This window comes from Rhodococcus sp. WY5, from assembly GCF_018588185.1.
Taxonomy (GTDB): Bacteria; Actinomycetota; Actinomycetes; order Mycobacteriales; family Mycobacteriaceae; genus Rhodococcus_F; species Rhodococcus_F qingshengii.
In genome coordinates this window covers 4726906-4739986 of sequence record NZ_JAAMPR010000001.1, presented here as the reverse complement: position 1 = coordinate 4739986, position 13081 = coordinate 4726906, and the positions used below count along the sequence as shown (strand labels likewise).

Below are 13081 nucleotides of genomic sequence, written 5' to 3'. Positions count from 1 at the left end.
CACAGAGCCTGTAGATACCTGATTGACCACTTGCACCGAGGACTGCTGAACCTTTTCATGGCAAAGACCACTCCCAACACCACGCGCAGCCGCAGCGCTGTGCTGAAATCTCCGATCGATGCGACTCCCGAATCCGGAGTACAGCGCACGGTCCTTCCCGGCGGCCTGCGCGTCGTCACCGAGTTCATTCCCGGTGTGCGTTCCGCCTCCGTCGGTGTGTGGGTCGGAGTCGGCTCGCGCGACGAGCAGCCGAGTGTGGCCGGTGCCGCGCATTTTCTCGAGCACCTGCTGTTCAAGTCGACGCCGTCACGGACGGCGTTGGACATCGCGCAGGTCATGGATGGTGTGGGCGGCGAACTCAATGCATTCACGTCGAAGGAACACACCTGTTTCTACGCGCACGTGATCGACGACGACCTTCCGATGGCGGTTGACCTTGTCGCCGACGTCGTGCTGCGAGGGCGTTGCAGAACCGCGGACGTCGATGTCGAGCGGCAAGTAGTGCTCGAAGAGATCGCGATGCGTGACGACGATCCGGAAGACTTGCTCGGCGACGCGTTCCTGACCGCGTTGTTCGGCGATCATCCTGTCGGCCGTCCGATCATCGGTAGCGTCGAATCGATCGAGTCGATGTCGCGCAATCAGTTGCATTCCTTCCATGTTCGGCGTTACACACCGCAGCGGATGGTGCTGGCCGTAGCGGGAAACGTCGACCACAAGCAGGTAGTGACGCTCGCTCGCCGTGCATTTGCCGGACATCTCGAGCGCGGGGTCAAGCCGGCGCCGCGGCGCGAAGGCACTCTGCGGTTGCGCACGATGCCTGAACTGAGCTTGACCCACCGCGACAGCGAGCAGGTCCACCTTGCGCTCGGGGTACGCGCGTTCGGCCGGCACGAGGGCCATCGCTGGGCGCTGTCGGTGCTCAACGCCGCAGTGGGCGGTGGGCTGAGTTCTCGTCTTTTCCAAGAGATTCGGGAGAAGCGCGGGCTTGCGTACTCCGTCTATTCGGGCGTCGACACCTTCGCGGACACCGGAGCGTTCTCCGTGTATGCAGGTTGCCAGCCGGAGAACCTCGGGGAGGTTGCCACGGTGATCCGCGAGGTACTCGCGAACGTGGCGACGGACGGAATCACCGATGCCGAGATCGCCCGCGCCAAGGGATCGCTGCGCGGCGGATTGGTTCTGGCACTGGAAGATTCAGGCTCACGCATGAACCGTATCGGTCGCAGCGAACTGAACTACGGCAACCATCGCAGTGTTGCGCAGACGCTCGCAACCATCGACGCAGTCACCTCCGAAGAGGTGCTCGAGGTGGCGCAGGTGCTCTTGACGAGGCCGTTTGCAGCCGCCGTCGTGGGTCCGTACAAGCGGGTTCGTGACCTCCCCGCGTCGGTACGCGGGATCGTGGGCAAGTAGTTCGAACTATCGAAATCGGGGTGTGCAGTTGAAGATCCGTGGTGCAGTGCTCGAAGAGATCGGCCGGAAGCGTCCCTTCGCAGAGTCGACTCCGATTTCGATTTCGGAACTCGACCTCGAATCCCCGGGCCCGGGTGAGATCCTGGTCAAGATCGAAGCTGCCGGGCTTTGTCACTCCGACCTCTCCGTGGTCGACGGCAATCGGGTACGACCCGTGCCGATGTTGTTGGGCCATGAGGCGGCAGGTCGAATCATCGAACTCGGCGACGGAGTTGATTCGTTGTCGGTGGGCACCCGCGTCGTGATGACTTTTCTTCCACGGTGCGGTGAATGTGCGGGATGCGCCACTGACGGCCGGATGCCTTGCACGGTGGGTAGCGCTGCCAACAACGACGGCAGTTTGCTCGGTGGCGCGCATCGACTGCGGCGCTCCGGCGAGAACGTCAAACATCATCTCGGTGTTTCGGGTTTCGCGACGCATGCTGTGGTCAACGCCAAGTCGGTTGTTCCCGTCGACGACGACATCCCGGCCGAAATTGCAGCCGTACTCGGTTGTGCGGTGTTGACCGGTGGGGGAGCGCTCCTCAACGCGGCGAAGCCTCGCCCGGCAGACACCGTGATGGTGGTCGGCTTGGGTGGCGTCGGGATGGCCGCAATCCTGACGGCGAGGGCACTCGGGGTCGAGAACGTCATCGGTGTCGACGCGCTGGAATCCAAGCTGGCTCAGGCGCTGGAACTGGGCGCGACCGAGGTCTTCACACCGTCCGGCCTGTCCGAGAGTGGCGTTCGCGCAGACATCGTCGTCGAGGCCGCGGGAAATGCTCGGGCCTTCGAGACAGCGGTGGCTGCGACGGCAGCGGGTGGCACGACCGTCACGGTCGGGTTGCCGGCGCCTGACGCGCGCTCGTCGATCTCACCTCTCGGACTGGTCGCCGAAGCGCGGACCATTATCGGCAGCTACCTGGGATCTGCGGTCCCGTCCCGCGACATCCCGATCTACGCGCAGTTGTGGCGCGACGGGAAGCTGCCGGTCGAGAAGCTCATTTCCTCGCGAATCGAATTGGCCGACATCAATTCGGGTATGGACGAACTCGCCGACGGAAAAGCAATCCGACAGGTCATTATCTTCGACGCGGAGTAGGTGCACGTCGGTGTTATGCAGCGGAAATGAGGCGTTTGCGCTCCCGATTCCCTCCCGAGTCGCCACGGAAAATCGTTACCCGTTGTAACGCTCCTCTCGTACTGGACGACTACTCGAATGACGTTGCGTGACGCCCCGGGGGTCGGTCGTACGTTTTCCAAAAGTTGATTGGGGAGAAGATATGCCGGTTCGTGGGTTCTTTTCGCGACATCGAATACTGGCGGGTGCAGTAGCGCCCGCAGCGCTCGGCGTGGCCGCACTGGTCGCGGTTGCGGTCGCTGTGGACTCTCCGGAGTCACGCACGATCGAGACACAATTGACGTCGTCGGTCACCGAGTGTCACGACATGGTCAGCATCGCGGTTGCCGGTCGACACGACACACCGGACGCTTCGACGGTGAAGATGTTGCTGGGAGCCGACGGGAAGCCGCTGCCGGCCGCCCTGTCCGGTGACTACAAGAGTGAACGCGTCGACCAGGTGATCAACCCGGCAGGCTCCGTCAACGCGAACAAGCCCGGCTCGTACGCGGCTGTGTACATCGCGTACCCGGCCAACATGGCGTCCTACGAGGATGCCGTCGCTGCCGGCGCTGCAAATACGCAGTCCGTGATGAGTGCCATCGCCAAGGAATGCCCGAAGACTCAGTTCTCGATCGTCGGGTACAGCGAAGGCGCCGATGTGGTGCGTCGCGTCGCGATGGACATCGGTACGCAGGAGAACAACGAGTTCGGGGTCGACCCGGACAAGGTTGTCGGTGTGGTCATGCTGGCGGATGCAGGCCGTGAAGCGGGCGACGGCACGTTCCTCGGTGCCACGAATCCGTTCACGAACCCGGATAACTTCAATACGAAGTACCAGAACGGCACCTCCGCGACACCTGGCGAAGGTGTACTCCCCGGCACTGCCGGAGGTTTCGGCAAGCTGAACGGCAAGGTCGCGTCCTTCTGCTCGGACGGTGACTTCACCTGCTCGGCTCCCAGCAACATCTCTCTGTTGATCTTGGCGGCAAATGTCGGTCGGCAGTTGAACATCGACCAACTCGAAGCGCAGGGTCTGAACCCGGCCACCGGTCAAGACGTCGCGGTGGTGTTCGGCCAGATCGTCTTCGAGGCGTTCGCAGACATTTCGTCCAATCCCAACTGGATGCAGAGTGACGAGACATTCCTTCAGGTGATGCTCAAGGTCTCGGATCCGGAGTACAAGCCCGGAAAAACACCCGCGCCGGCGCCGGTAGCCGAGGGCGAGACGGTGTCCACCGACAAGGTGTCTCCGCTGGCATATCTGCCGCAGAAGCTTTTCAAGGAGATTGTCGGTCTGATTGCTACCAACCAGAACACGATTCCCGTGATCTTGAGCGACCCCTACCAGCAGACACTCGCTCCAGACGTCGGACACCACTTCGATTACTGGCGAGATGCGGATGCGGCCAACGGCAAGCCGTTGACTTCAGCTGAGTACGCAGCGGCCTGGCTCACCTACCTCGCCCAGCAGGCGAAGGAAGGAAAGCCCGTCGACACAACTGCGAAGCCGACCCCGGAACAGATCAGTGCTGCTGTCGATGCCTACATGGCTGACGGCAATGCTGAGGGCGACGCCGCGGTGGCTGAAGGCACCGGAACCGGTCAGGCACCGGCCGGGACCACTGGCTCCACGGGATCTGCTGGAGCGCCCGCAACCACGTCACAGGTGCCTGCGGCAGGATCGGCGTCGGTCACATCGGGAGCGGTTGCCACTCCGACGGGTTCGGCGGCAGTGACGCCGACGTCGACAGTTCCGACCACACCGGTAGCGGGAACGGATGCAACGACGGCGCCCCCGACTACGACAGTGACGTCGACGACCACGACGACGAAGGTGCCGGTTCCGAACCCGTAATCCTTCTCGCCGGCGTTCGTCACACGAATAACGCTGTCACAGGCTGCGATCCGCAATTAGTTGCGGATCGCAGCCTGTTTTCGTGTACGGGTTACGCACAGCGACCGTTGGTGCTTATCGTGGAAGGGAGGTTTCCGGATCACGAATCGTGGGTTTCACCGTGCACGAGCTGTCCATTGCGCAGAGTGTGGTCGAAGCCGTGTGTGAGCGTGCCGGCGAGCGACGAGTATCGAGCGTGCGGCTTGAAGTAGGGCAACTCTGCGCGGTGGTTCCACACTCTCTGCTGTTCTGCTTCGACGTCGTCACCGCGGGTACTCACGCCGAAGGTGCCAGCTTGCACATCGATGAGATTGCAACCAGCGCGCGATGCAAAAGCTGCGGCGTGATGTTCTCGCCGCCCGACATGTTCTTGCTGTGTGAATGCGGCAGTGCTGATGTCGAGGTGCTTGCCGGCCGAGAGTTACGGATCCTGTCGATGGAAGTGAGCTGAGCATGTGCGCGACGTGTGGGTGCGGGGACACCACAGGACCTCGGGTGTCGGTTGTCGCAGACGGAGAACACGAGCAGGAACACGACGATCATGGGCACGGTCACGAGCATGACCATGAGCGCGGCCACCCCGACCACACCGTGATTCTCGAGCAGCAGGTGCTCGCCAAGAACGACGGCATTGCGGTTCACAATCGTCAGTGGATGCGGAACCGCCGAATCACGGCGCTCAACATCATGAGTTCCCCCGGCGCGGGGAAGACGACATTGCTGGCGCGAACTATCCGGGAGCTCGGATGTCAGCGACCGATAGCCGTGATCGAAGGTGACCAGGAAACCCGGCTCGACGCCGAGCGGATCCGAGAGACCGGCGCGTCGGTGGTGCAGGTGAATACCGGGGCCGGATGTCACCTCGATGCCGCGATGATCGACCGCGCACTGCGCGCCTTGGATCCCGCTGAAGAATCGCTGCTTCTGATCGAAAACGTCGGAAACCTGGTGTGCCCCGCGCTCTTCGACCTCGGCGAGGAAGGCAAGGTTGTCCTAATTTCTACGCCGGAGGGGGCAGACAAACCGAAAAAGTACCCACACATCTTCGCTGTCGCGGACCTCGTGGTGATCAACAAGATCGACTTGCTCCCGTACGTCGAGTTCGACGTCGATGCCTGCGTCGAGCAGGCGAGAATACTCAATCCTGCTGTGCGCGTTGTTGTTTTGTCTGCCACGGCAGGTGAGGGCATGGACGAGTGGTACGAGTGGATCGGTAGTCGTTCGGCGATTTCTCCGGTGGCCGTTGACAACTGATCTGCTCGGGTAGTTAATGAAATGAGTGGGTGCCACGCAAGTGGGCCGAGGTTCGACTCCGGTGGCGTCAGCGTTTCGGTGCCGCGGCAATTCGAGGCCACAGAGTCTTGAGGCCATAGCGTGTCAGGCCAGTCGCGGCGCTGAGAGTCAAGGCGCAAGTGCACCCGTGAAAGCGGCTGACATGGACACACAAAAATCGACTGCTGGCACCACGGCGGAACCTGCCTCCGAAAGCGCAGCTACCCCCGCAAGCGCAGCGGCCAAAGCGGAAGAAACTCTGATCCACGTGCTGTGGATCAATGCCGGTCTCAGTTGCGACGGAGATTCGGTGGCGCTCACTGCAGCCACGCAACCCAGTATCGAGGAGATCGCGCTCGGCGCCTTGCCCGGCCTGCCGCAGGTAGCGGTTCATTGGCCGCTCATCGACTTCGAATGCGGACCGCAGGGTGGCGCTGACGATTTCCTGGAGTGGTTTTGGAAAGCCGACCGCGGAGAACTGGAACCCTTTGTTCTTGTCGTCGAAGGATCGATACCGAACGAGAAACTTCACGACGAGGGGTATTGGTGCGGCTTCGGGAACAATCGCGAAACCGGCCAACCGGTCACCACGAGCGAATGGCTCGACAAGCTGGCACCGAAAGCCACTGCGGTAGTTGCGGTCGGTACGTGCGCGACCTACGGCGGCATACATGCGATGGCCGGCAATCCGACCGGTGCGATGGGCGTGCCGGACTATCTCGGGTGGACCTGGAAATCGAAGGCGGGCATCCCGATCGTCTGCGTTCCCGGGTGTCCCATTCAGCCGGACAACCTCTCCGAGACCCTGACCTACCTTCTGTACATGGCCACTGATCAGGCGCCGATGATTCCCTTGGACGAATCCCTGCGCCCGCAGTGGCTTTTCGGTGCCACCGTACACGAGGGCTGTGACCGTGGTGGGTACTACGAGCAGGGTGAGTTCGCGACGGAGTACGGGTCACCGAAGTGCATCGTCAAACTCGGATGTTGGGGACCGGTCGTGAAATGCAATGTCCCCAAACGTGGTTGGATCAACGGAGTCGGCGGGTGTCCTAATGTCGGCGGGATCTGCATCGGGTGCACGATGCCGGGATTCCCCGACAAGTTCATGCCGTTCATGGATGAACCACCTGGCGGCAAACTCTCCACCAATGCGGTGGGAATGTACGGGTCCGTGATCCACAGTCTCCGCCGGATCACCGGAAACACGTTGGACAAGGAACCGCACTGGCGCGAGCGCGGGTCGAAATTACTCACCGGTGCGACGCGTACGTGGTGACCGACCGGATACATTCAAATCAGTTCGTGAGCAACGTCTCTGGGAGGCACTGCAATGACGGCCATCGTTCCCGAACCCACCTCGACTGCAGACCGCGACGGTCTTGTCGAGATGGCGTGGGACCCCATCACCCGAATCGTCGGCAGTCTGGGTATCTACACCAAGATCGACTTCGCCAATCGCGAAGTGGTGGAGTGTCACAGCACGTCGTCGATCTTTCGCGGGTATTCCCTGTTCATGAAGGGGAAGGACCCGCGCGACGCGCATTTCATCACCAGTCGTATCTGCGGCATCTGCGGTGACAATCACGCCACATGCTCGTGCTACGCACAGAACATGGCGTACGGCGTCAAGCCGCCGCATCTGGGCGAGTGGATCGTCAATCTCGGCGAGGCCGCCGAGTACATGTTCGACCACAACATCTTTCAAGAGAATCTTGTCGCCGTCGACTACTGCGAGAAGATGGTCTCCGAGACGAATCCCGGTGTGCTGGCGCAGGCAGAGAACACGCGCTGCCCGCACGAGGAGCAGCACGGGTATCGCACGATCGCGGACATCATGCGGACTCTCAATCCGTTCACGGGTGAGTTCTATCGCGAAGCGTTGCAAGTCTCGCGTTCGACTCGCGAAATGTTCTGCTTGATGGAGGGCAGGCACGTTCACCCGTCGACGCTCTATCCCGGCGGCGTCGGCACCGTCGCGACGATCGAACTGATGACGGACTACATGTCGCGGCTGATGCGGTACGTCGAATTCATGAAGAAGGTCGTGCCGATGCACGACGACCTGTTCGACTTCTTCTACCAGGCGATGCCTGGTTACGAAAAGGTTGGCCTGCGGCGGACCCTGCTGGGTTGTTGGGGATCGTTCCAAGACCCCGAGTACTGCAATTTCTCCTACAAGGACATGACCGACTGGGGCCGGAAGATGTTTGTCACTCCCGGTGTGGTTGTCGACGGAAAGTTGGTCACCACGGATCTGGTGGACATCAACCTCGGTATCCGAATCATGCTGGGCTCCTCGTATTACGAGGACTGGAGTGATCAGGAGATGTTCGTCAAAACCGATCCGCTGGGTAACCCGGTCGATCGCAGGCACCCGTGGAATCAGCACACCAACCCCCACCCGCAGAAGCGGAACCTCGAGGACAAGTACAGCTGGGTCATGTCACCGCGATGGTTCGACGGAAAAGACAACCTTGCTCTGGACACGGGCGGGGGAGCATTGGCTCGTCTGTGGAGCACCGCTCTGGCCGGCCTGGTCGACATCGGATACCTGGAGTCGACCGGACACAGTGTGAAGATCAATCTTCCGAAAACAGCACTGAAGGGTCCTGTCTCGCTCGAGTGGAAGATTCCCGAACATGGCAGCAATACCCTCGAAAGAAACCGCGCGCGAACGTATTTCCAGGCATACGCAGCCGCGGCTGCCCTTCATTTCGCCGAGAAGGCGCTTGTCGAGATCCGGGCCGGCCGGACCAAGACGTGGGAGTCGTTCGAGGTCCCGGACGAGGGTATCGGTTGCGGATTCACCGAAGCCGTCCGCGGAGTTCTCTCACACCACATGGTGATTCGTGACGGAAAAATCGCGAACTATCACCCGTACCCACCGACACCGTGGAATGCGAGCCCGCGCGACAGCTACGGAACCCCCGGTCCGTACGAGGATGCCGTGCAGGGTCAGCCGATCTTCGAGGAGAACGATCGAGACCACTTCAAGGGCATCGACATCATGCGGACCGTGCGTAGTTTCGATCCCTGCCTGCCGTGTGGTGTTCACATGTATCTCGGCGGTGGCAAGACCCTGGAGAAGTTGCACTCTCCGACGCAGTCCGTGACCGGGGAGTGATCGATGGAGCAATCGGCCGACTACTGGCGCGGAGCAGGTGAGCGCATCGAGACGTTGTTGCAGGCCAACGCCGGCGCAGGCCCGGTGGCGAGAGATCGCGCCGAGCAACTGGTGCGTGAGGTCGTGCAGTTGTACGGCGCAGCACTCGAACGCACCGTCGCTCTGGCAGATCCGGCCACGATGGATGCGATGGTTCGCGACGATCTGGTGTCCAGCCTGCTACTGGTGCACGGACTTCACCCGCACGACGTGGAGACCCGCGTCCGCACTGCGCTCGACAGCGTGCGTCCGTACCTCGGTTCGCACGGAGGCGACGTCGAACTGATCGAGGTGGCGGACGGCGTGGTGCGACTACGGCTTCTCGGAAGCTGTAACAGTTGCCCTTCGTCCTCGGTGACCCTCGAAACCGCGGTCCAGGACGCGGTGCAGGCGGCGGCACCCGAGACCACCGGAATCGACGTCGAAACACCGGATTCGCACGAGCTGAAGTCGGGTGTGATTTCGGTCGAGTCCCTGTTCTCGCACGTTCACGCCGACGGGGGAGGTACGCACTGGGTGGAGGTCCCCGAATTCGCCGAAGTCGAGGTGGGAGAGGTCGCGGGCTTCCGCGTGTCGGGCACCGATCTGTTGGTCTGCCGCTCCGGTGACGATCTGTACGCGTATCGCGACCATTGCCCGGTGTGTGAGCACTCGATGGCGGGGGCTGTGCTCGAACGCATGATGGGCCGTCCTGCCCGAGACGCCGCTGTCCTCACCTGTCCGACGTGCTCTGCCCACTTCAGTGTGTACGGGGCGGGAGCGCGGGTGGGCACCGGCTCCGAGCACCTGGCGCCTGTGCCGGTGCTGATTCGCGACGGAGTGCTCTCGGTCGCGCTTGCTGACGAGTCTGTGATACCGGTGACCTAGCCGTGAACGCAGCCCCGTCATGAAAGTCACTGTGGGAGAGGTGCTCACACGAATCGCCTCGTCGCGTGTCGTTCCGACCGGACCGAGGTGTGAGATGTGTGCGGCGGGCATAGGCGACGAACACCAGCACGTCGTGGACGTACAGGTCCGGAGCCTGATGTGCGTGTGCCGACCGTGCTATCTACTCTTTGCACCGGTCGACGCGGACCTTCGATACAAAGCGGTTCCCGATCGGTACCTCGAGTTTCCGGACTTCGACCTCGGCCCTGGCCGGTGGGAGTCTCTGGAAATCCCCGTCGGCCTGGCATTCTTCTTCCGCAACTCACTCCTCGACAAGTACATAGTCTTCTATCCGGGACCGGCCGGAGCTACCGAATCCGAGTTGCCCATCGACTCGTTCGAGACTGTGCTCGAGGAGAATCCGGGGCTCACGCAGATGCGGGCCGACGTCGAGGCGTTGATCGTGTCGGTGCCCACGTCAGGACAATCGCCGAGATGCTTCGTTGTTCCCATCGACGCCTGTTACGAACTGGTGGGACGATTGCGCACCGTGTGGCGCGGATTCGACGGTGGCCAGGATGCCGCACGCGCAGTGGACGAGTTCTTCGGGCGCGTCGAGGCGCGAAGCAGGTCGGCATGACTGTTCTCGACTTCTCGATCGACAACATGGAGGTGGAACCGTACGCGGTTACGCCGAATCTGACGGTGAGATTGAGAATGTCGGAATCCACCGGCACGACCGTCCGTGCGGTGGCTCTGCGCGCGCAGGTACGAATCGAACCACACCGCCGACCGTACTCCGACGCCGAAGGCGAAGGTCTGCGCGATCTCTTCGGTCCGCGGGAGCGTTGGTCGAGTACGCTGCGCACCTTCCTGTGGATGGAATGTTCCACGGTCGTTCAAGGATTCACCGGAACAACGGTCGCGGCCTTGCCCATGGCGTGTACGTACGACTTCTCGGTGACGGCGTCGAAGTACATGCACGCACTCGGAGACGGAACGATTCCGATCGTGGTTCTACTGAGCGGCACGGTATTCACCGACGGACCGCGTGGTTTCTCCGTGCAGCAGATCCCGTGGGACAGATCTGCTGCCTACGAATTGCCGGTCGACGTGTGGAAACAGCTGATGGCTGCGCATTATCCGGCGTCTGGTTGGGTACGCCTCGACCATGAGACGATTGCCGATCTCGTGCGGTTCAAGGCAGCGCACGGCCTCACGGACCTCGATTCAGCCGTGCGGCAGTTGCTGACGGCGAGCCAGGTGCCGCGATGACTCGAACGGGGATGGATCACGACGTTCGGGCCGTGGCCGACGCCGTCCTGTACGAGGGATATCTTCTCTATCCCTACCGGGCCGGCTCGGCGAAGAATCAATCCCGTTGGCAGTTCGGGGTTCTCGGACCGCCCGGCGCCGCCGAGGTCGGAGTCGGCGAGGAACCGTCGATGTCCGCGCAATGTCTGCTCGGCGAATTCGAGCGGAACGGCGTCGAAGTTTCTGCGACTGTGAGATTTCTGCACCACCAGTCGCGGACGGTTGAACGACTCGGCGCCGGCGGGGCGTGGATCCCGGTCGATCGGTTGGTAGTCGGCGAGCGGGAGTCGATCTCGTGGGACGAAGCCACCGAGTCCGAGATCGTGTTGGGTCCGTGGGGTCTGGACGAACTCGAGGCCGGCGTCGAAGAAACCTTCTGTGCGGCCGGAGTTGTCGAAGGAGAGACTTTGTCGGACTCTCGGGGCAGGGTGGTCGGACGGATCGTTCGGACACGGCTTCCGGTGAATGGCCTCTTGGCAGTGAGCGCCTCCGCCGGGGACGGACGCACGGTGATTTCCGTGACGATCATGAACGCCACGAGCGTCGACGCACGGGACAAGGGCACGGCCACCGCGCAATCGATGCTGGGGACTCACGTCATTGTGAACTGCACAGGCTCGAGGTTCCTGTCGTTGTTCGAAGAAGCAGATCACTCGGAGCAGTTGCGGCAAAATCGCTGTTATCCGGTGCTTGCGGGGACCGAGGACCCCACTCACCCTGGCACATCTCCCACCGTTCTGGTGTCACCGATCATCCTGTACGACTTTCCCGAGATTGCGCCGCAGAGCGAGGGATCTCTCTTCGACTCGACCGAGATCGACGAAATTCTCACCCTGAGAATCCTTGCCATGACCGACGAGGAAAAGGCGCGGGCGCGAGCTACCGACTCCAGAGCTGCCGACATCATCGACCGATGTGAGCGATTGACGGACGACGATCTAGCCGGCCTGCACGGTGTGCTGCGAAATCCGCACGCCGGTTCTGATCTGATACCCGAGGTGCCTGACGGTGTGGACTGGTGGACCCCGGAAGCCGACACCAGTGTCCAACCACGCACCGACGCAGTTCTGATCAACGGCGTCCGTGTCTCTGGTGGAAGTACAGTTCGGCTCCACCCCTCACGCCGCGCTGATGCTCAGGACCTGTTCTTCGACGGCCGGATCGCCCACGTCGCCACCATTCATGAAGACGTGGACGGCGACATTCATGTTGGGGTGACACTGTTGGACGATCCGGCCGCCGATCTGCACAACTGGTACGGCCGCTACCTGTACTTCGCGCCGGACGAGATAGAGCCGATGCCGCGCGACAGCGCGTGACGTACTCACAGCTATCGAACTTCACAGCTATCGAGAGGAGAACTCGCCATGAGGAGCATGGGATTGCTGTCGACGGCACTTCTCGGCGCCACCGCGATCGCAGCCGCGATCGTCCTGGTGGTGTCGATGCCGGACATCCAGCGCTATCTGCGAATGCGAAAGATGTAAAGCGCTGTGCGCGTGCTGATTGCAGGTGTCGGAAACCTTTTTCTCGAAGACGACGGATTCGGCCCCGAAGTTGTTCGGGCGCTGCAGCATGAGAATCTCCCATCGGGAGCTCACCTGGTCGACTACGGGATTCGGGGCGTGCATCTGGCGTACGACTTGTTGGAGTCGTGGGACGCCCTGGTCCTGATCGATGCCTTACCGGCGACCGGAGTCCCGGGCAAGCTCGCGATCATCGAAGTGGAACCCGAAAGTGAAGGCCCGCAAGGAGGTTTCGACGCGCACTCGATGCATCCGAGTTCGGTGTTTGCCAGCCTGCAGGCCCTCGGCGGAACACTCCCGCGGACGTTCGTGGTGGGGGCACATGCGAAATCGATCGGCGACGGAATCGGATTGAGTGCGGAGATGCGTGATTCGGTAAGGCAAGCCGCTTCTGCGGTGCTGGCACTCGTCCGGTCCATCGACGTGGACTGTGATGCCACCACACTGGGGCCGGAGGTGTGAGT

The 13081-nt window shown here is 61.9% G+C and carries 13 protein-coding genes; all 13 read left to right on the top strand.

The genetic code is table 11. The annotated features are described in order from the left end of the window. Positions 1-57: 57 nt before the first annotated feature. Positions 58-1416 carry a pitrilysin family protein gene (locus tag G4D79_RS21820; RefSeq protein WP_003942169.1) on the top strand — a complete coding sequence of 453 codons (1359 nt, stop codon included), beginning with the start codon at positions 58-60 and terminating at the stop codon, positions 1414-1416. Between the two features lie 28 nt (positions 1417-1444). Beyond that, positions 1445-2557 (top strand): alcohol dehydrogenase catalytic domain-containing protein, encoded by a 1113-nt coding sequence (locus tag G4D79_RS21815; RefSeq protein WP_007735068.1) that lies wholly within the window; start codon positions 1445-1447, stop codon positions 2555-2557. A 181-nt stretch (positions 2558-2738) separates the two neighbouring features. After that, positions 2739-4433, top strand: coding sequence for a cutinase family protein (locus tag G4D79_RS21810; protein ID WP_007735070.1), 1695 nt, complete (start codon positions 2739-2741; stop codon positions 4431-4433). 160 nt (positions 4434-4593) lie between these two features. Continuing rightward, complete coding sequence (hypA, locus tag G4D79_RS21805) at positions 4594-4923, top strand: hydrogenase maturation nickel metallochaperone HypA (protein WP_073512368.1); 330 nt, start codon at positions 4594-4596, stop codon at positions 4921-4923. A 2-nt stretch (positions 4924-4925) separates the two neighbouring features. Beyond that, complete coding sequence (hypB, locus tag G4D79_RS21800) at positions 4926-5726, top strand: hydrogenase nickel incorporation protein HypB (RefSeq protein WP_214514374.1); 801 nt, start codon at positions 4926-4928, stop codon at positions 5724-5726. 181 nt (positions 5727-5907) lie between these two features. Next, on the top strand, positions 5908-7023 hold the full coding sequence (locus tag G4D79_RS21795) for a hydrogenase expression protein HypE (RefSeq protein ID WP_042922651.1): 1116 nt from the start codon (positions 5908-5910) through the stop codon (positions 7021-7023). 54 nt (positions 7024-7077) lie between these two features. Then, positions 7078-8871, top strand: coding sequence for a nickel-dependent hydrogenase large subunit (locus G4D79_RS21790; protein ID WP_007735075.1), 1794 nt, complete (start codon positions 7078-7080; stop codon positions 8869-8871). A 3-nt stretch (positions 8872-8874) separates the two neighbouring features. Beyond that, on the top strand, positions 8875-9777 hold the full coding sequence (locus G4D79_RS21785; RefSeq protein WP_030535602.1) for a NifU family protein: 903 nt from the start codon (positions 8875-8877) through the stop codon (positions 9775-9777). Positions 9778-9796: 19 nt separating this feature from the next. Continuing rightward, positions 9797-10417 (top strand): DUF5947 family protein, encoded by a 621-nt coding sequence (locus G4D79_RS21780; RefSeq protein ID WP_168798986.1) that lies wholly within the window; start codon positions 9797-9799, stop codon positions 10415-10417. Further along, positions 10414-11052: a DUF6084 family protein gene (locus G4D79_RS21775; RefSeq protein WP_007735081.1), complete on the top strand. Its 639-nt coding sequence runs from the start codon at positions 10414-10416 to the stop codon at positions 11050-11052. Before G4D79_RS21780 ends, G4D79_RS21775 begins: the two co-directional genes overlap by 4 nt. Then, the gene (locus tag G4D79_RS21770; RefSeq protein ID WP_064444499.1) at positions 11049-12410 is read left to right on the top strand and encodes a hypothetical protein; all 1362 of its coding nucleotides are present in this window, start codon (positions 11049-11051) and stop codon (positions 12408-12410) included. Before G4D79_RS21775 ends, G4D79_RS21770 begins: the two co-directional genes overlap by 4 nt. Before the next feature lie 48 nt (positions 12411-12458). Then, a complete protein-coding gene (locus G4D79_RS35410) occupies positions 12459-12578 on the top strand; it encodes a hypothetical protein (RefSeq protein WP_003942178.1) in 120 nt (39 codons plus the stop codon). A gap of 6 nt (positions 12579-12584) precedes the next feature. Next, complete coding sequence (locus tag G4D79_RS21765; protein WP_081557756.1) at positions 12585-13079, top strand: hydrogenase maturation protease; 495 nt, start codon at positions 12585-12587, stop codon at positions 13077-13079. The last annotated feature ends 2 nt before the right edge of the window (positions 13080-13081 follow it).

Coding starts and splice junctions, on each gene's coding strand:
- G4D79_RS21820 (WP_003942169.1), top strand. CDS start 58: ATGGCAAAGACCACTCCCAACACCACGCGCAGCCGCAGCGCTGTGCTG.
- G4D79_RS21810 (WP_007735070.1), top strand. CDS start 2,739: ATGCCGGTTCGTGGGTTCTTTTCGCGACATCGAATACTGGCGGGTGCA.
- hypB (WP_214514374.1), top strand. CDS start 4,926: ATGTGCGCGACGTGTGGGTGCGGGGACACCACAGGACCTCGGGTGTCG.
- G4D79_RS21795 (WP_042922651.1), top strand. CDS start 5,908: ATGGACACACAAAAATCGACTGCTGGCACCACGGCGGAACCTGCCTCC.
- G4D79_RS21790 (WP_007735075.1), top strand. CDS start 7,078: ATGACGGCCATCGTTCCCGAACCCACCTCGACTGCAGACCGCGACGGT.
- G4D79_RS21785 (WP_030535602.1), top strand. CDS start 8,875: ATGGAGCAATCGGCCGACTACTGGCGCGGAGCAGGTGAGCGCATCGAG.
- G4D79_RS21780 (WP_168798986.1), top strand. CDS start 9,797: ATGAAAGTCACTGTGGGAGAGGTGCTCACACGAATCGCCTCGTCGCGT.
- G4D79_RS21775 (WP_007735081.1), top strand. CDS start 10,414: ATGACTGTTCTCGACTTCTCGATCGACAACATGGAGGTGGAACCGTAC.
- G4D79_RS21770 (WP_064444499.1), top strand. CDS start 11,049: ATGACTCGAACGGGGATGGATCACGACGTTCGGGCCGTGGCCGACGCC.
- G4D79_RS35410 (WP_003942178.1), top strand. CDS start 12,459: ATGAGGAGCATGGGATTGCTGTCGACGGCACTTCTCGGCGCCACCGCG.